The 18348-nt window shown below is 65.6% G+C and carries 16 protein-coding genes; 8 read left to right on the top strand and 8 right to left on the bottom strand.

Annotation, left to right across the window (positions count from 1 at the left end; all coding sequences use genetic code 11):
* Positions 1 to 10: 10 nt before the first annotated feature.
* Positions 11 to 1177, bottom strand: a complete 1167-nt coding sequence (locus I6F28_RS15705) for an autotransporter outer membrane beta-barrel domain-containing protein (protein WP_036000554.1) — start codon at positions 1175 to 1177, stop codon at positions 11 to 13.
* Between the two features lie 379 nt (positions 1178 to 1556).
* Between I6F28_RS15705 and I6F28_RS15700 the strand changes: the two genes are divergently transcribed.
* Positions 1557 to 1763, top strand: a complete 207-nt coding sequence (locus I6F28_RS15700; RefSeq protein ID WP_027576280.1) for a cold-shock protein — start codon at positions 1557 to 1559, stop codon at positions 1761 to 1763.
* A gap of 87 nt (positions 1764 to 1850) precedes the next feature.
* Here I6F28_RS15700 and purN read toward each other — a convergent pair whose 3' ends face one another.
* Together purN and purM are read right to left on the bottom strand one after the other, a co-directional pair.
* The gene (gene purN / locus I6F28_RS15695) at positions 1851 to 2504 is read right to left on the bottom strand and encodes a phosphoribosylglycinamide formyltransferase (protein ID WP_036000572.1); all 654 of its coding nucleotides are present in this window, start codon (positions 2502 to 2504) and stop codon (positions 1851 to 1853) included.
* Between the two features lie 14 nt (positions 2505 to 2518).
* On the bottom strand, positions 2519 to 3592 hold the full coding sequence (gene purM / locus I6F28_RS15690; protein ID WP_036000563.1) for a phosphoribosylformylglycinamidine cyclo-ligase: 1074 nt from the start codon (positions 3590 to 3592) through the stop codon (positions 2519 to 2521).
* Positions 3593 to 3748: 156 nt separating this feature from the next.
* Here purM and I6F28_RS15685 point away from each other — a divergent pair, with 156 nt between their 5' ends.
* The 4 genes from I6F28_RS15685 to ppx all read left to right on the top strand — a co-directional run bounded on the left by I6F28_RS15685 (position 3749) and on the right by ppx (position 8915).
* Positions 3749 to 4291, top strand: a complete 543-nt coding sequence (locus tag I6F28_RS15685) for a CDP-alcohol phosphatidyltransferase family protein (protein WP_025035876.1) — start codon at positions 3749 to 3751, stop codon at positions 4289 to 4291.
* A gap of 92 nt (positions 4292 to 4383) precedes the next feature.
* On the top strand, positions 4384 to 5061 hold the full coding sequence (locus I6F28_RS15680) for a P-loop NTPase family protein (RefSeq protein ID WP_036000575.1): 678 nt from the start codon (positions 4384 to 4386) through the stop codon (positions 5059 to 5061).
* Between the two features lie 146 nt (positions 5062 to 5207).
* Complete coding sequence (locus tag I6F28_RS15675) at positions 5208 to 7397, top strand: RNA degradosome polyphosphate kinase (protein ID WP_036000566.1); 2190 nt, start codon at positions 5208 to 5210, stop codon at positions 7395 to 7397.
* A 15-nt stretch (positions 7398 to 7412) separates the two neighbouring features.
* Positions 7413 to 8915 carry an exopolyphosphatase gene (gene ppx, locus I6F28_RS15670; protein ID WP_225140275.1) on the top strand — a complete coding sequence of 501 codons (1503 nt, stop codon included), beginning with the start codon at positions 7413 to 7415 and terminating at the stop codon, positions 8913 to 8915.
* A gap of 4 nt (positions 8916 to 8919) precedes the next feature.
* On the opposite strand, the gene I6F28_RS15665 is transcribed toward ppx, so the two are convergent.
* From I6F28_RS15665 to ndk, 4 genes are all read right to left on the bottom strand, one after another.
* Positions 8920 to 10044, bottom strand: a complete 1125-nt coding sequence (locus I6F28_RS15665; RefSeq protein WP_036000582.1) for a PepSY-associated TM helix domain-containing protein — start codon at positions 10042 to 10044, stop codon at positions 8920 to 8922.
* A gap of 117 nt (positions 10045 to 10161) precedes the next feature.
* Complete coding sequence (locus I6F28_RS15660) at positions 10162 to 12498, bottom strand: TonB-dependent receptor (RefSeq protein WP_524536104.1); 2337 nt, start codon at positions 12496 to 12498, stop codon at positions 10162 to 10164.
* Between the two features lie 345 nt (positions 12499 to 12843).
* Positions 12844 to 13704 carry a TerC family protein gene (locus I6F28_RS15655; RefSeq protein WP_225140274.1) on the bottom strand — a complete coding sequence of 287 codons (861 nt, stop codon included), beginning with the start codon at positions 13702 to 13704 and terminating at the stop codon, positions 12844 to 12846.
* A 41-nt stretch (positions 13705 to 13745) separates the two neighbouring features.
* Positions 13746 to 14168, bottom strand: a complete 423-nt coding sequence (ndk, locus tag I6F28_RS15650; RefSeq protein WP_036000620.1) for a nucleoside-diphosphate kinase — start codon at positions 14166 to 14168, stop codon at positions 13746 to 13748.
* Positions 14169 to 14473: 305 nt separating this feature from the next.
* Between ndk and I6F28_RS15645 the strand changes: the two genes are divergently transcribed.
* The 3 genes from I6F28_RS15645 (at position 14474) to I6F28_RS15635 (ending at position 17048) form a co-directional block, all read left to right on the top strand.
* Positions 14474 to 14755: a sulfur globule protein precursor gene (locus I6F28_RS15645; protein ID WP_225140273.1), complete on the top strand. Its 282-nt coding sequence runs from the start codon at positions 14474 to 14476 to the stop codon at positions 14753 to 14755.
* Between the two features lie 213 nt (positions 14756 to 14968).
* Positions 14969 to 15142 (top strand): hypothetical protein, encoded by a 174-nt coding sequence (locus I6F28_RS15640; RefSeq protein WP_167361656.1) that lies wholly within the window; start codon positions 14969 to 14971, stop codon positions 15140 to 15142.
* Positions 15143 to 15188: 46 nt separating this feature from the next.
* Positions 15189 to 17048 (top strand): ABC-F family ATP-binding cassette domain-containing protein, encoded by a 1860-nt coding sequence (locus tag I6F28_RS15635; RefSeq protein ID WP_225112272.1) that lies wholly within the window; start codon positions 15189 to 15191, stop codon positions 17046 to 17048.
* Positions 17049 to 17182: 134 nt separating this feature from the next.
* Here the strand turns inward: I6F28_RS15635 and I6F28_RS15630 are convergent, their stop codons facing one another.
* Positions 17183 to 18148, bottom strand: a complete 966-nt coding sequence (locus I6F28_RS15630) for a tripartite tricarboxylate transporter substrate-binding protein (protein WP_036000623.1) — start codon at positions 18146 to 18148, stop codon at positions 17183 to 17185.
* Between the last annotated feature and the right edge of the window lie 200 nt (positions 18149 to 18348).

Raw genomic sequence — 18348 nt, 5'->3', positions numbered from 1 at the left:
GAGCGTCAGCTCACCATTTGTATTCGAAGCCGAGCGTGCCCTGGTGCGAGGTGAGCTCGTTGCGAAATTTGCCGTCGTAATTGACGTAGAGCCTCGCCACGTTGGTCAGGCTGAGCGAAGCCGAGGCGCCGGCATCCGCGCCGTAACGGCTCTCGCCGATGCCGGGGACGATGACGTTCTGGGCGCCCAGACTGACCTGGATGGATCCGAGGTCCTGGTGGAAATTGTCGACGAACTTGCCGTAGGCCGAGAGGTCCAGGATCTTCTGGTCGATGATGAAATAGCGGCCGACCTCGGCCCCGAGCATGATGCGCGCGCGCGAGAGCGCCGACGAGCCGACGTTGAGCGGATCGAGCCCGCCGGTCTCCTGGAACGCGGCGCTGGTGGCACGCACATATTCCAGCGCGCCCTTGGGCACGATGCGCATCTCGTCCTTGGTCCAGTAATAGCTGATCTCGGTCAGCGCGCCGTCCACGGCGGCGCGATAGCGCGCGGTCGCAAGGCCAAGGCCGGTATCGCGGCTGGAATGGACCTTGCCGAAGCCGTGCACCATGGCAAAGGCCCAGGTCCACGGGCCCTTGTCGATTGAGCCGCTGAAGCCGAGCTGGGTGAGATCGAGGGTTGCGGATTGCAGCGCCAGCGGCACGTCGATGTCGGTGTGGCTGTGGTCGACGGAGAATCCGATGTTGACGCCGGGTGCGAGCCGCGCGCCAAAGCCGGCAACGCCGCCGAAGGTCTTGCGCTTGTCGCCGACGAAGTCGCCTTGCGCTTCGGTGCGGACCGACAGGCCATAGCCCTCGAACCAGGTGCGGTAGCGCGGATCTTCCGCAGCCACCGAGGCGCCGCCGCCGCCCGGATTGGTGCGGAACGCCCGGCTGACGCCGCTCGAGGCCTGATTGCCGAGCCGCTCCAGAAAGCCTGAGCCGAAATTGAGCATGCTGTTGCCGGCTGACTGATTTTGATTGGTCGAGGTCGGCGACGGAATCGGGGTCGGTGACGGCGTGGGTGTCGGCGTGGGCGTCGGGGTCGGCGTGGGCGTGCTTTGCGCGAAGCCGGGCGTTACGGCCGCCATCGTCACGACCAGGGCAAACGCCATCGCGAGCGCAGCCACGATCCGGCGGACGCGGTCCAGCCCGATCGTCTGCCGTGTCCCGAAGAGCTGCGCGGCGCAGCGCATGCGATGAATCCCGAAAGCGAAGTGGCGGGCGCGCAAAAATGCAACACGGTCTGCGGCGCTTGCGGCGATTTGGGCCGAACTGCCACGAGGGGTCAACCGGTTGGCGCATAACGGCCGAGGCTATTGCACCGATTGTGGTTCTGCTGCCACAGGTCGCAAATTGCGCTTGAAGGCACCTGGCTTGCTCTTGAAATCCGCGCGCGGCTTGCTAGCCGGCGAATTTCATGTTGCAATAACGTTCACAATCGGAATTGGCCGTTTGCTGTGCGTTTCGCGACATTGCGCCTCAAGACTCGAACAGACTTCCGGGAGCCCGTTTGTGGCGTGGCACGCGAAAAAGCGGCCGCGTCGTTTTTATATCTAGTGGAGGAGACGAGCGATGCCGCAAAAGGGCACCGTCAAATGGTTCAACCCGACAAAGGGCTATGGGTTCATCAAGCCGAATGGCAGCGACAAGGACGTGTTCGTCCACATCTCCGCCGTCGAGCGTGCGGGACTCTCTACCCTCAACGAGAACCAGGTGGTTGAATTCGACCTCGTGGAGAACCGCGGCAAATCATCCGCGGAGAACCTCAAGGTTTCCTGATGTCTCTCGCGGCATGCGAGCGATCATGACGTTGCCCCCGGCTCTGCCGGGGGATTTTGTTTGTGGCGCCGAAACGGCGACGACTCTTCAGCGCGCCACCGGCGCAACCAGAAAATTCTCCGACGCTGCGCTTCCCGCCGTCCTGCAGACATCGCCCTCGATGCGGACCTTACCGGCCGCGAGCAGCCGCAGCGCCTCGGGATAGATGCGGTGCTCGACTTCGAGGATGCGCTCGGACAGCGTCTCCGCGGTATCGTGGTCGCTGACGGGAACCGCGCCCTGCATCACGATCGGGCCGGCATCGGTCTCGGGAATGACGAAGTGGACCGTCGCGCCGGAGAGCTTGACGCCGGCGCGCAGGGCCTGGCCGTGCGGGTCGAGGCCGGGGAACGATGGCAGCAGCGAGGGATGGATGTTGAGCATCCGCCCGTACCAGGCCTTGGTGAACTCGGCCGTGAACAGGCGCATGAAGCCGCCGAGACAAATCAGCTCGATGCCGTGCTTGTCGAGCGCGGCCTGCAGCACCGTCTCGAAGCCGGCGCGGTCCCTGCCGAACGGCTTGCTTTCGATCACCTCGGTGGTCACGCCGCTCGCTCTGGCACGTTCGAGCCCGGGCGCATCCGCCTTGTTCGAGATGACGAGCGATATCTCCGCCGGGAAATCCGCGGCGGCGGCTGCCCTGATCAGCGCAGCCATGTTGGAGCCGCGCCCGGAAATCAGGATGGCGACGCGGCGCTTCATCACGGCGCCAGTCATTAAAGCGCCATGTCGAGGTGGCCGTTATAGACGACGCGGTGCTCGCCCTCGGCCGGAATCACGGTGCCGAGCTGCGCCACGGTCTCGCCTGCGTCGGTGAAGACTTCGACGACCTTGTCGACCTTGTCGGGCTCGACGATCGCGATCATGCCGATGCCGCAATTGAAGGTGCGCAGCATTTCCAGCTCGGCGATGCCGGCTTGGGCCGCCAGCCATTTGAACACCGGCAGCACCGGCAGGCGTGCCAGGTCGATGCCGACACCGAGATGCTTCGGCAGCACGCGCGGGATGTTGTCGGTGAAGCCGCCGCCGGTGATGTGGGCGAGCCCCTTCACCGCCCCGGTCTCGCGGATCGCGCGCAGGCACGATTTCACGTACAGCCTGGTCGGCGTCAGCAGCGCGCCGCCGAGCGTCATCACCGGCGCGAACGGCGCCTGCGCCTCGAAGCCGAGGCCCGACTGCTCGACGATCTTGCGGACCAGCGAGAAGCCGTTGGAATGCACGCCGGACGAAGCGAGACCGATCACGGCATCGCCCGCGGCGATGTCCTTGCGCGGCAACAACGTACCGCGCTCGGCGGCGCCGACGGCAAAGCCGCCGAGATCGTAGTCGCCGTCCTTGTAGAGGCCGGGCATTTCGGCAGTCTCCCCGCCGATCAAAGCGCAGCCGGATTCGCGGCATCCCTCCGCAACGCCCGCGACGATGGCGGCCGTGGCCTCCGGATCGAGCTTGCCGCAGGCGAAATAGTCCAGGAAAAACAGCGGCTCGGCGCCCTGGACCACGAGGTCGTTGACGCTCATGGCGACGAGGTCGATGCCGATGCCGCCATGCAGGCCGGTCTCGATCGCGATCTTGACCTTGGTGCCGACACCGTCGGTCGCGGCCACGAGGACCGGATCCTTGAAGCCGGCCGCCTTGAGGTCGAACAGGCCGCCGAAGCCGCCGATCTCGGCATCGGCGCCCGGCCGCGCGGTGGCGCGCACCATCGGCTTGATCAGGTCGACCAGGCGGTTGCCCGCGTCGATATCGACGCCTGAATCGGCGTAAGTGAGGCCGTTTTTGCGGTCGGTCATGCCCGATTTCCAGTGGGTTTGCGGCTGGTTACGTTGAATTCCGGGGACGCGCAATGGCTCGCATGGCGCTCCCCGCTATACTATGTAGACATATCAACCGGTTCAGCCTGCAACGGGCCGGATTTGAGGTCAGAACCGGTGCCGGGAAGCGCTTTCGTGAGTATTCCGAATATCATTACCTTGGGCCGCATCATGCTGGTCCCGATCATCGTCTGGGCCATCGTGTCGAGCCAAATGGAGGTGGCGTTCGCCGTCTTCCTGATCGCCGGCATCAGCGATGCCGTGGACGGCTTTTTGGCCAAGCGCTTCAACATGACGAGCGAGCTCGGCGCCCTGCTCGATCCGCTCGCCGACAAGGCGCTGCTGGTCTCGATCTACATGGCGCTCGGCATCTGGGGTGCGATCCCGCGCTGGATCGTGATCCTGGTGGTCTCGCGCGACATCATGATTGTCGCCGCCGTGATCGTGTCCTGGTTGTTCGACCGGCCGGTCGAGATGAAGCCGTCGAAAGTGTCCAAGCTCAACACGGTGGCACAAGTGGCATTCGCAGCTTTGGTGCTGGCGGCGCTTGCCTTCGGCTTCAAGCCCGCGCCTTATGATATCATCCTGATGGGTCTCGTCACGGTCTTCACGCTCTCCTCCGTGTCGCTCTATCTCGTCGAGTGGCTGCGGCACATGAGCACGATCGAGGCCAAATGAGCGAGGAAGCAGCCCAGCAAAAGGCCAAGTCCCGCACCATCAAGTCGAATCTCTACAAGCGGGCCGGCGCGCCGGCATGGAGCAGAGCAAGCGTGGCAGGCCGCGTTCATCCCCGACAATTGGCGTTTGCGCTTCCGCATGCGGAGAGCCTCAGCCGGGACAACTTCCTCGAAGGCCCCGCCAATGCGGCCGGTCTAGGCCTCATCGACGGCTGGCCGGAATGGCCGAACCGGATCATGTGGCTGGCGGGCCCGGAAGGAAGCGGCAAGAGCCATCTCGCCGCGATCTGGGCCGAGGAAGCCGGCGCCCGCTCGACCACCGCCAATGCGCTGACCGCGACGGACGTGCCCGGCGCGCTCGCCACCGGCGCGCTGGTGGTCGAGGATCTCAAGGCTGGGGACTTCGACGAGCGTGCCCTGTTTCACCTGATGAACCTCGCCCGCGAGGACGGCGCCTACGTCCTGTTCACCGGCCGCGAGGCGCCGGCCGCGCTTCCGATCGAGCTTCGCGACCTGCGCTCGCGCCTGCGCGCCGTTCCGGCGGTCACGCTGCTGCCGCCCGACGACCAGCTGTTCCGCGGCCTCATCGTCAAGTTCTGCGCCGACCGCCAGCTCAATGTGGACGAGAGCGTGGTCGGCTACCTCGCGACGCGCCTGGAACGGTCCTCGGCCGCCGCCCGGCGGGCCGTCGAGCTGCTCGACAGCGAAGCCCTGCGGCTCGGCCGTCCCGTCACCCGGGCGCTGGCCGCCGAGCTGCTCCGGGACGCCTGACAGGCTCGCAGGCCTCCCCGAAGTCCGCTTGACGCGGTGCAGGGGCGGAACATCAATGTCATCGAAACGTCATCGCTCTAACACATGCTCCCGCCGATTTTTGCGCTTGAGTCGCAATTGGGGTGAACTGGATGGACCGACTTCTGATGGACTCTGCGCAAGCTGTTGAAACGAAAGAGAAAGCCCCGGAAACCGAGAGCCTTCCGGCGATCGCGTCCAGTCCCGAGCGGTTCATCAACCGCGAGCTGTCCTGGCTGCATTTCAACCGCCGCGTCCTGGAGGAATCGGTCAACCCGAGCCACCCCGTGCTGGAGCGGGTGCGATTCCTGTCGATTTCGGCCAATAACCTCGACGAGTTCTTCATGGTTCGCGTCGCCGGCATCAAGGCCCAAGTCCGCGAGGGCATCGCCGAGCGCAGCCCCGACGGCCTGACGCCGTCCGAGCAGCTGGCGCTGATCAACCGCACCGTCTCCCAGCTCGCCTCCGACCAGCAGGCGATCTGGCGCGACCTGCGCGCCACGTTGGCCGAGGTCGGCATCGTGCTGGTCGACGGCAAGGACGTCACAAAGGCGGAACGAACCTGGATCGAGGACTACTTCCTCCACAACGTGTTCCCTCTCCTGACCCCGCTGGCGATCGATCCGGCCCACCCCTTCCCGTTCATTCCGAGCCTCGGCTTCACCATCGCGCTGCAGCTCACGCGCGCCGCCGACGGCAAGCAGATGAACGCGCTGATCCGCATGCCCGGCAAGATCGACCGCTTCATCCGCCTGCCGGCGGATGGCACGGTGCGCCTGATCTCGCTGGAGCAGGCCACCGCCCTGTTCATCAACCGCCTGTTCCCCGGCTACAATCTGCACGGCCAAGGCGCCTTCCGGATCATCCGCGACTCCGAGCTCGAAATCGAGGAGGAGGCCGAAGATCTCGTCCGCCTGTTCGAGACCGCGCTGAAGCGCCGCCGCCGCGGATCGGTGATCCGGCTCGAGATCGACGCCAAGATGCCGGAGCAGCTGCGCAGCTTCGTGCAGCACGCGCTCTCCGCCGCCGACGACGAGATCTTCCTGGTCGACGGCGTGCAGGCGATGAACGAGCTCTCGCAGCTCACCCGCCTCGACCGGCCCGACCTCGAATTCACCCCTTACGTGCCGCGCCACCCCGAACGCGTGCGCGAGCATGGCGGCGACATCTTCGCCGCGATCCGGCAGAAGGACCTGATCGTCCACCATCCCTACGAGTCGTTCGACGTGGTGGTGCAATTCCTGCAGCAGGCCACGCGCGACCCCGACGTCGTTGCGATCAAGCAGACGCTCTACCGCACCTCCAACAATTCACCGATCGTGCGCGCCCTGGCCGAAGCGGCCGAAGCCGGCAAATCAGTCACCGCGCTGATCGAGCTGAAAGCGCGGTTCGACGAAGAAGCCAACATCCGCTGGGCACGCGATCTCGAACGCGCCGGCGTGCAGGTCGTCTACGGCTTCCTCGAATTGAAGACGCACGCGAAGCTCTCGATGGTGGTGCGCCGCGAGGGCGGCAGCCTGACGACCTACGTCCATACCGGCACCGGCAATTATCACCCGGTCACCGCGCGCATCTACACCGATCTCTCCTACTTCACCTCGGACCCGACGATCGGCCGCGATGCCGCGCGCGTGTTCAATTTCATCACCGGCTATGCCGCGCCGAGCGATCTGGAAAAAATGGCGGTGTCGCCGCTGACCTTGCGCAAGCGCATCATCGAGCACATCCAGGGCGAGACCGCACATGCGCGGCATGGCCGTCCCGGCGCGGTCTGGATGAAGATGAACGCGCTGGTCGATCCCGACATCATCGACGCGCTCTACGAGGCCTCGCAGGCCGGTGTCCAGGTCGAGCTCGTGGTGCGCGGCATCTGCTGCCTCAGGCCCGGCATTCCCGGTCTGTCGGAGAACATCCGCGTCAAGTCGATCATCGGCCGCTTCCTGGAACATGGCCGAATCTACTGCTTCGGCATGGGCCAGGGACTGCCGAGCGCGAAAGCGGCTGTGTATATCTCGTCCGCCGACATGATGCCGCGCAACCTCGACCGCCGCGTCGAGGTGCTGTGTCCGCTGCAAAATCCGACGGTGCATCAGCAGGTTCTCGAACAGATCATGGTCGCGAACCTGAAGGACAATGAGCAGAGCTGGCAGTTGTTGCCGGATGGGTCTTCAACGCGTATGAAGACCGCGAAGGGCGAGGAGCCTTTCAACGTCCACAACTACTTCATGACGAATCCGAGTCTGTCTGGCCGTGGAAAGTCGCTCAAGGAATCCTCGCCGCGTCGTCTCACGCGCCGGAACGAACGTCATCAATCCTGATCGGGGATTTGCGACGTGAAGCGGCCGCGCAAGCGCGGCTCGAGCGTCGCGGTTATCGACATAGGCTCCAACTCGGTCCGCCTCGTCGTCTACGAGGCGCTGGCGCGCAGCCTGATCCCGATCTTCAACGAGAAGACGCTGTGCGGCCTCGGGCGCGAGGTGCAGAGCACGGGCCTGCTCGCGCCCGACGCCATCGACAAGGCGCTGACCTCGCTGAAACGGTTTCGCGCGCTGTGCCGGGTGATGAAGGTCGGACGCGTGTTCGCGATCGCGACCGCCGCATGCCGCGACGCCTCCAACGGCCCCGATTTCATCGCCAGGGCCGAGCGGATCTGCGCGGTGAAGATCGAGATCCTGTCGGGCTCGCGCGAAGCACGACTGTCCGCGCTCGGCGTGATCTCCGGCATCCACCATCCAGACGGCATCGTCGGCGACCTCGGCGGCGGCTCGCTCGAGCTGATCGACGTGCGCAGGAACGCCGTACGCAGCGGCGTGACGCTGCCGCTCGGCGGCCTCGCACTGCAGGACCTCGCCCACAAATCGCTCAAGCGCGCCGACCGCATCGTGCGCGACGAGATCGACGGGGTCCACTTACTCACTGCCGGCCGCGGTCGCACCTTCTATGCCGTCGGCGGCACCTGGCGCGCGCTCGCGCGCATCCACATCATCCAGAGCGGCTATCCGCTTCAGGTGATGCACGGCTATTCCATTCCGGCTGCCGAGGCGCTCGACTTCTCGCGCCGCCTGCGGCGCCTCGCCGCCGCCGACATGCTTGCCGACATCGAGATCGTCGCCGATGCGCGGCGCCCTCTCCTCACCTATGCGGCGCTGGTGCTCGAGCACATCATCCGCGTCGCGAAGCCAAAGAACATCGTGTTCTCCACCTTCGGCGTGCGCGAGGGCCTGCTGCACGAGAAGCTGCCCGAGACCGAACGCAACAAGGACGGGCTGATCTGCGCGGCGGAGGAGCTGAACCAGCTGCTGTCGCGTTCGGCCAGGCACGCGCGCGAGCTGATTGCCTGGACCGACCGCCTGGTGCGCGTCGTCAAGCTGCGCGAGACGGAAGTGGACCGCCGCCTCCGCCACACCGCGTGCCTGCTCTCCGACATCGGCTGGCGCGTGCATCCCGATCATCGCGGCGAGCAGACGCTCAGCCTCGTCGTCAACGGCAATTTCGGCGCGATCACCCACACCGAACGCGCCTTCGTCGGCCTGTCGGTGTTCTATCGCTATGCCGGCCTCAGCGAGGAAAACCAGCCGCCGGTCACCATGCAGGAGCTGCTGACGCCGGCCCAGCTCGAACGCGCGCGCCTCCTGGGCGCTGCGTTCCGCGTCGCGCATCTGATCTCGGCCGCACGTCCCGGCGTCCTGCCAGCCACGCATTTCCGCAGCCAGGGCCGCAAATTGATGCTGGTGTTCGAGCACCGGCTCGGCGACCTCGTCGCCGACCGCGTCGGCAGCCGCTTCCGTCAGCTCGCCCGCCTGGTTGGCCGCGCCGGTTCAATCGTCAGGCGCTGACCTCTCAGCCGGGCCTCATCCTCCCGGGCCGTCTCTTGAGCCACATCATCGCGCCGCTGACGAAGAGGACGAGCGGTGCGAAGCCGGCCGCGAACACCAGCAGGCGTCCTGCGAATCCGAACGACGCGCCATTGTGGAGCCAGAGCTGCTCGGCGAGATAGCGGTCCCCCATCGACATGGTGCCCGGCGTGCGGTCGTGCACCACAGCGCCGCTCCACGGATCGAGCCAGATCGCTCCACGCGACCGCACCGCGGGATCAGCTCCATCAGGACGGAATTGCACCCGCCAGGTGTTGCGCGTTGCGGTCGGCGGATTGAGCATGGCGACCGTCGCACCGGGCTTGACCTCTTGCGCGCGTCGCATGATCGCGTCAGGTGAGAGCACCGGCGTCCCTGCCGGAGGCGGCATTTCGACTCGCGGCGAGCGATCAGGCGTCGGCTGCGACACGAGGCCGACGATGGGCCGCACCAGGTCGGGAAAAACGATGCCGACGCCGGTGATCGAGATCAACAAGAGCACGGACAGCGCCCAAAAGCCTGCCGCACCGTGAAGGTCCAGAACAAATCGAAGCAGCGAGACGTTCTTGCGCACCGAGATCGATCGCCAAAATCGCCCCGGCTTCGGCCACCAAAGGAAGAGACCCGAGACCGCCAAGCCGAGCAGCACGAACCCGGCCACGCCGACCAGTTCCTTGCCCCAGAACTCGTAGAGCAGCAGCGTGAAATGGAGACGGTAAACCTTGAGCGCGAACGCGTTGGCGTAGTCACGCCGCCCGAGCACCTTGCCGTTGGAAGGATCGACCATAGTCGTCCACCGGTTCGGGTAGCTGCCTGGCGTGGTCTCGTGCGAATGGATCACGATCCAGACTGGCCAGGTCCGGTCTGGCGCCAGGATCGTCGCGATCGGCGCGGGATCCGCTGCCGCGGCGGCGTGCATCACCTCCGCTAACGTGACGCTCTGCTCCGGACCGGCGGGCGCATAGAGCGCCGGATTCAGGGCGACATCGATCTCCCGGTAGAAGACGATGAAGCTTCCAGTCAGGCCGATCAGCACCACGACGATGCCGCCGATCAATCCGAACCAACGGTGCGCCCACAGCAGCGCGTGCTGCACGCGTCCGGGCATCATCCTGGATCGGGCGGGCGCCGAGCCGCCTCGACGTGGTGCCCTGATTGTTTGGTCCATTCAGAGCACCCGTCGTCTGCGCCCGATCCAGCTCCGCAGCCGGCCCGAGGAGGCCAAAGCTCAGAAGTCGGTCGACATCGACAAGAGCAGGGTTCGGGGCGAGCCTTGCGCTAGCGCAGAGAAGCTCGCGACGCCAGCCCAGTAGTTGGTGTCGAACACATTCTGGACCAGGGCCCGAACCGTCACTGGCCGGTTGTTGATGCGCGTGGTGTAGCGCGCGCCCAGATCGAGCCTCGTCCAGGCCGGAACAACCTGCGTGTTTGCCCCATTCAGATATTGGTGCCCGGTATAGATGGTGTTGGCGACCAATGTCAGCCCCGGTGCGAACGGGGTGTCCCATTCGGCGGACAGATTGGCCTGCACCTCGGGCACTCCGATCGGCGTCTTGCCGAGATTGGCCAGCGTGTTCGTCTTCGTCAGCTCCGCGTCGATCAACGTCACGCCGCCAAGAACGCGAATGCCCGGTTGCACTTCTCCGAACACCGTGAATTCCACGCCGCGATTGCGCTGCTCCTGATCAGCCCGGAAGACGTCGCCGGCACCCGTCTGCCCCGACGGCTTGGTGATCTCGAACAGGCTGATCGTGGTCGCGAGCGTGCCGAAATCGACCTTGACGCCTGCTTCCTTCTGCTTGCTCAGATACGGCGCAAGGACCTCGCCTTGATTCGCCGCCGTCGTCGGTGCGGTATCGCCCTTGCTGAGCCCTTCGATATAGTTGGCGTAGAGCGAAACGTTGCTCCAGGGCTTGACGACCACGCCGACCATCGGTGTGAACGCCGTCTGGTCATAGGCCGAGCTCACGGCGCCCGTGGTGGTGTTGTAGTTGTTCGACCTAACGCCCTGCTGCCTGACGCCGACCGTCAGCTGAAGCCGCTCCTGGAGAACCGACATGGTGTCCGCCAGCGCAATGCCGGTCAGCTCGGTGTCCGACAGCCGCGGCACGGTCGCGGGAGCCGCAACGAACTGCTGGGGACGGGCGATCGGCGCATAGATGTTGGACGACACCGCCGTGCCGTTCACCGAGCCCCGCGAGATCTCATCCCCGTAGTAGCTCCCCTGCAAGCTCACGGCATGACTGATCGCGCCAGTCTCGATTCGGGCCCGCACGCCGACGTCGGCCACGTTCCTGTCGATGTCGAACTTGAATCGTCCCGGTGTCGACGTGGTGTTGCCAGCCGCGTTCAGGATCGTCGGCGTCCCGAACAGACGGTCGACCTGGGTCCTGCCGCCGCCGACATTGGCGAACACCGTCACTGCGTCAGTCACGTCGTATTCGGCGCGCGCCAGAAGCGAGTTGTCGTGAACCTTGGCAAATTCCCAGGATTGCGTGACGTTGCGCCGTCCGACCGGCGCGGTCGGAACGGCGACGCCGGTTGCGACCAGGAACGGTCTCGTCGGCGCGTCGAACTTTTCCTCCTGATCGATGAAATCGAGCGAGGCCCTGAACTTCTCGCCGCGATAATCGAACGCTGCGGAGCCGACATGCGCCTCGCGGGACTGATTGTCCAACGGCGTATCGCCGTTGTGATAGCTGCCATTGACGCGAATGCCGAATTCGCGGTTCTCGCCGAACCGCCGGCTGACGTCGAGATGCGTGCCGAGCTGGGTGTTTGACGCGTAGTCAGTCGTGACCCGCGTGAGATCGACATCCCCGGCACGCTTCGGAACGATGTTGATGGTGCCGCCGACACTGCTGTTCGGCGCCATCCCGTAGAGCAGCGCGGTCGGGCCTTTGACGATCTCGATGCGCTCGACGTAATCGGTGAACACGCGGTAGTTCGGTGCAACGCCATAGACGCCGTGGAAGGCGATTTCCCCGACATTGCCTTCCCCGATCGGAAAGCCGCGGATGAAGAAGGAATCGAGAATGCCGCCGGTCTGGCCGGTGAAACGGACCGAGGGATCGTTGGTGACGACATCGGCGACGGTGACCGCCTGTTGATCTTCGATCTTCTTCGCCGTGAAGCTCGTGATGTTGAACGGCGTATCCATGAAATCCTTGTTGCCGAGCAAGCCGACCTGGCCTCCACGTGCCACCTGCCCGCCTGCGTAGGTCCGCGGCAGTGCACCGGGCCTCGCAGCCGTCGGGGTGCCTTCCGCCTGCAATTTGGCCCGCTCGTTCGCAGGCGCGCCGCGGCCCGCCCTCCTGACTGGATTGGCTCGTGGACGCGCGCGCGGCTTCGGCGCGTCTGCGGTGACGGTCACCGCCGGCAACGTGCTTCCCCCCGCGGCCTGGGGCGCAGCGCTCTGCGCGCTGCTGGCGTGCAGGACGCCGTCGCTGCACAAGGCAATGGAGACCACGGAAACCGTGAAGGCTCTCGGGCTGGCGCACGTCAGAAGCGTCTTGATGCGAGCGGCAAGAACGGCAACAGGACGAGAAAACACTTTCGACGACATCGCACCTTCCGATTTCATGAACATGAACGTCGGGGCGAGGTGCCGTGGGAACCCTCGTCGAGTCAACGAAAGCACCCTTGAATCTTAGTAGTTTATAATAAGACAAGGTCTAAATCGCGTGAGGGTTGCGAACGACCACTCTCCACGCAACGCCCGCGCGCACGCGCGCGCGACGCGAGCTTTCGCGAAGCGTGATGCGCGCCGGTCATACGAATGCAATGATGGGAGGATTCGGCCGAACCCGTGGCCGGTGATCGCTCGCGTCCTGCCAACGCGGGAAGCGCCTCAGTGATGTGGACGCCTCTCATCGCTGGAGGGGCGGCCGCACCGATCAGCGCTTCAACGTCACTCCGTGGAGGCCTTGGCGTGCCGTTCGGAGGATTCGAGGGCAGCCGCGGTGAGACTGCGCCGGCGCCAGATGGTGCCGACCACCAGCACGACGACGACTCCGATCACAGCACAGAAATACTCGCCGCCGGCCCCGCCATGGCCGAATTGCGGCGGGATGCGCGAGACCCCGAGCATGGCGTCGAGCGAGGCGCCGAACGGCCCCTCGAACAGCGCGTGCAGCCGCGGCGTGACCCCGGGATCGGTCGCCATCACCTCGCCCGCGATCCAGCCGAGCAGCGCCGCACCGGCCCAGACCAGCACCGGGAGCTTTGTGAGCAGTGCCATGATCAGCGCGGCGCCGGCGACGATCAGCGGCACGCTGATGGTAAGGCCGAGGATCAGCAGCGGCACGCTGCCATTGGCCGCGGCAGCGACAGCAATGACGTTATCGAGACTCATGACGATGTCGGCCACCACGACGATCTGGATGGCGTGCCACAGATGCGCGGCAGCGTCGACGTCGTTCTCGTCCTCGTTCTCCGGCACCAGGAGCTTTGCCGCGATCACGATCAGCGCAAGGCCGCCGAGCAGCTTGAGGTACGGCAGCTCCATCAGGGTAGCGACGACGCCGGTGAAGATGATCCGGAGCATCACCGCTGCGCCGGCGCCGAAGATCATGCCCCAGAGCCGATGCCGCGGCGACAGACCGCGGCACGCGAGCGCAATCACCAGCGCGTTGTCGCCGGAGAGCAGGATGTTGATCCAGATGATCTTGCCGACCGCGATCCAGAAAGTCGGTGCGGCCATCTCGTTGCGGAACTGGGTAAAGAAGCTCCCGATCGTAGCGGGATCGAAGATCTGCCAGAGCCAGTCCACAATGAGTCCCTTCGCCCGTCGCCTCTAGTCTGCCGACTGGATCAGCCGACGATCTCGTTACCCGAGAAGAACTGCGCGATCTCGATCGCGGCGGTCTCCGGCGCATCCGAACCGTGCACCGAGTTCTCGCCGATCGACTTGGCGTAGAGCTTGCGCACGGTGCCCTCGGCGGCCTTGGACGGATCGGTCGCGCCCATCACCTCGCGGTACTTGGCGATCGCGCCCTCGCCTTCCAGGACCTGAACCACGACCGGGCCGGAGGTCATGAATTCGACGAGCTCGCCGAAGAAGGGGCGCGCCTTGTGGACGGCATAGAAGGTCTCGGCCTGCTCCTTGGTCATGCGGATGCGCTTCTGCGCGACGATGCGCAGGCCCGCCTTCTCGATCACGGCGTTGACTGCGCCGGTCAGATTACGCTCGGTCGCGTCGGGCTTGATGATCGAGAAAGTGCGTTCGATGGCCATGATCTTGTCCTTGGGGAGAAAGCGGGGGTTCGGGGTTGCGGGGCTTATATCGGCGCCTTTGCCGGACGGCAAGCGACCGCGGAACAGCCTCATAGGCGGTTTCCGCGAGGGGATGGCTCCCGATCCGCTGGATGACGACAATTTCACCCAGATGAACCCAATCTGAAACCGCTGTCAGGATCCGGTTCAGCTTCCCCGGCGTAAGGTTGGGCCCATCGAAACCGAAGCCTGACCTCAGGCGGACCGTTTCGGCGGCCTTTCCATCGGCGCGATAGCCCCGCGCTGGCAGTCTTCAGGAGATAACCATGTTGAGGAAACTTTCGCTTGCCGCTGTCGCCGCAGCCGCGCTGGGAGCTGCGCTGGCGCCGACCTCGGCCTCCGCTCATTGGCAAGGCGGCGGGCATGGCGGTGGCCGGCACCACGGGCACGCGCACCATCACCACGGCCATCACCACGGCCATGGCTGGGGCGGACCGCGCTTCTACGCCGGCGGTCCCGTCTCCTACGGTTATGGCGGCTGCTATGTGCGCCGGCTGGTCCCGACCCCCTGGGGACCCCGCTGGCGGCTGATCAACCGCTGCTACTGAATCCGTCAGCACCTTCCGAAGGCTACCTAAGCCCCCCAGGTACCTTCCAAGAGAAGCCCCGGCGCCCCCCTCGCCGGGGCTTTGCCTTGAGCGTACAAAGCGCCGCTCATACAATTTTTACGAGAATACCCGGCTTTCCCCAAAGCCAGCGAAACCATTTCGCCGGCAATGACTTGGTACCGTGTCTTTACTTCGAGAACACGGAACCTTGCGATGGCTGGGCTTTTTGCCAATGACAGCGAACAGATCGACCGGCGCACCAGCCGCTCGATTTGCGATGCCGTGGGCGAACGGCTGCAGCAGAGCCTCCGGCCCGAGCCGCGCCTTCCGACCCATCTCGAGCAGCTCCTGAACGAGCTGCAGCGGCGCGAACGCGAGACGCACTAACGCAAAAACGAGTTGCGTTCGCCGCGCCTTGCGGTGACAAGGCCGCATGCTCGCCATCACCGACCTCTCCATCCGCCTCGCCGGACGCCTTCTGATCGACCAGAGTTCCGTGCAGATCACGCCCGGATCGCGCGTCGGCCTGGTCGGACGCAACGGCACCGGCAAGTCGACGCTGTTCAAGGTGATCCGCGGCGAGCTCGCGGCCGAGCACGGCTCGGTGACCCTGCCGCCGCGCTGGCGCATCGGCAGCCTCGCGCAGGAAGCGCCGAACGGCCCCGAAAGCCTGATCTCGGTCGTGCTCAAGGCCGACCTCGAGCGCGACGCGCTGCTGAACGAAGCCGAGCACGCCACCGACCCGCACCGCATCGCGGAGATCCAGACCCGCCTCGTCGACATCGACGCCCATTCGGCGCCGAGCCGCGCGGCTGCGATTCTCTCCGGCCTCGGCTTCTCCGCCGCTGATCAGCTCCGCCCCTGCGCCGAGTTCTCCGGTGGCTGGCGCATGCGCGTTGCGCTCGCGGCAACGCTGTTCGCGGCGCCCGACCTGCTGCTGCTCGACGAGCCCACCAATTATCTCGACCTCGAAGGCACGCTATGGCTGGAGGATCACCTTGCGCATTATCCGCGCACGGTGATCGTGATCAGCCACGACCGCGACCTCCTGGAAAGCTCGGTCGACCAGATCCTGCACCTCGAGCGCGGCAAGCTCACGCTCTACAAGGGCAGCTACTCCTCTTTCGAGGAGCAGCGCGCCGCGCGCGAGCTGCTCGACGCCAAGGCGGTCAAGCGCCAGGAGGCCGAGCGCGCTCGCCTGCAGTCCTTCGTCGATCGTTTCAAGGCCAAGGCCTCGAAAGCCCGGCAGGCACAGTCGCGCGTCAAGATGCTGGAGCGGCTGAAGCCGATCACGGCGCTGGTCACCGAGGACGTGCGCGAGATCAGCTTCCCGGCGCCGGAAAAGATTCTGTCGCCGCCGATCATCGCCGTCGACAACGCCTCGGTCGGCTACGACCCGGCGAGCCCGGTGCTGGGCCGCGTCACCTTGCGCATCGACAACGACGACCGCATCGCGCTGCTCGGCGCCAACGGCAACGGCAAGTCGACGCTTGTAAAACTGCTCGCGGGACGGCTCGCGCCGTTCTCGGGCAAGGTGACGCGCGCCGACAAGCTGTCGATCGCCTATTTCGCGCAGCACCAGCTCGACGAGCTCAACGAGGACGCCTCCGCCTACGACCACGTCCGCAAGCTGATGGGCGATGCGCCCGAAGCCAAGGTGCGCGCCCGCGCCGGCGCGATCGGCTTCTCCGGCAAGGCGGCCGACACCAAGGCCGGCAAATTGTCAGGCGGCGAGAAGGCGCGCCTGCTGCTGGGGCTTGCGACTTTCTTCGGCCCCAACATGATCATCCTGGACGAGCCGACCAACCATCTCGACATCGACAGCCGCGGCGCGCTCGCGGAAGCGATCAACGAGTTTCCCGGCGCGGTGATCATGGTCTCGCACGACCGCTATCTGATCGAGGCCTGCGCCGATCGGCTCTGGATCGTCGCCGACCGCACCGTGACCAATTACGACGGCGATCTCGACGAGTATCGCCGCCTGGTGCTGTCCACGCGCAACGCGGAAGCCCCGCGCGAGCGCAGTGCGCCGCCTGAGAAGCCGCAGCGGCCGAAAGCGGACAATCGCGGCTCGCTGAAGAAGCGCATCGCCGAAGCCGAGGCCGAGATCGCCCGCGTCAGCGAGATCATCGCCAAGATCGACACGGCACTCGCTTTGCCCGACATCTTTACGCGCGATCCCAAGCAGGCGGCGCAGCTGTCCAAGGCGCGTGCCAATGCCGCCGACGCGCTGGCACGCGCCGAGGAGCAATGGCTCGAGGCGAGCGCGCAGTTCGACGAGGCGGCGGGCTAACGTCTCCACCGCACTCCAACCAAACGTGCAAAACAACCCCATGCACAGTACCGGCACTATGGCACCGGCAAGCGAGCCTTTGAACAAGCTGCTTTTTGCCCGCTCGGCCTTCAAGCCCGGCGGGACGCAATAGCTCAATCCGCGTATTGCCCGGCGGCCTTGATGATCGGCGCCCAGCGGTCGATCTCGCTGGTCAGCATCGCGCCCAACGCCTCCGGTGTCGCCTTGTCCTGCGGGACCGGCTCGGTGTTGATGTCGTTGAACCGGGCGATCAGCGCGGGATCCTTGAGCGCGGTCTGCAGCGCCGCCGTCAGCTTCTGAACGACCGCCGGCGGCGTGCCCTTGGGCGCATAGATGCCGTGCCAGACACCGAGCTCGAAACCCTTCAGGCCGGCCTCGTCGGCCGTCGGCAGATCGGGCAGGCTCTTCAGCCGCTCCTTGGTGGTGATCGCGTAGGCCTTGACCTGCTTGGCCGTGATCGGCCCGGTCGTGTTCGTCGCCTGGTCGCAGGTGAGATCGATCTGCTTGCCGAGCAGGTCGTTCATGATCGGGCCGTTGCCCTTGTAGGGCACCGTGGTGAGCTGCTTCTGGATCGCGGTCATGAACAGCATGCCGCACAGATGGGAGGCCGCACCCAGGCCGGCGTTGGCGTAGGTCAGCTTGTCGCCCTGCTGCTGGGCGTAGGCGACGAGCTCCTTGAGCGTGTTGGCCGGGAAATCGGGCCGCGCAATGATGGTCATCGGCGCGTTGGTCACGAGCCCGATCGGCGCAAAGGCCGTCTTGGTGTCGTAGCTGAGGTTGCGGTAGAGCGTCGCCGCGGTCGAGATGCCGACGTGATGGATCAGCAGCGTGTAGCCGTCCGGCTGGGCGCGCGCAGCGCGGGTCGTGCCGATGGTGCCGCCGGCACCGGTCGCGTTCTCGACGATGACCTGCTGTCCCAGCGATTTCGCCATGCCGGCCGCGGTCAGGCGCGCGATGGTGTCGGTCGGCCCGCCCGCCGCGAATGGAACCAGCATGGTGATGGGCCGGGTCGGATAGTCCTGGGCGAATGCCGCACCGAGCGGCAAAAGCAGCGCCGATACGAGGGCTATGAACCGCATTAGTTTCCTCCGGATTGTTGTTTGCGCCATCAAAGCGCATTCCGGGGCGCGCGGCCATCACGAAAGCGACGTCAGCAGGAGTGTTGCGATCACGATTATGGTCGGGCCACCAACGCAGACGGATATCTGAGCGACTGCGACCGGGCCCGTGGCAAGCAGCCGGCAATTGATCAGGCGGTGCGCTAATGCGCGACGAGATC

The organism is Bradyrhizobium sp. NBAIM14, assembly GCF_020193895.1.
GTDB classification, from domain to species: Bacteria; Pseudomonadota; Alphaproteobacteria; order Rhizobiales; family Xanthobacteraceae; genus Bradyrhizobium; species Bradyrhizobium yuanmingense.
This window is presented reverse-complemented; position numbering and strand designations above follow the sequence as displayed.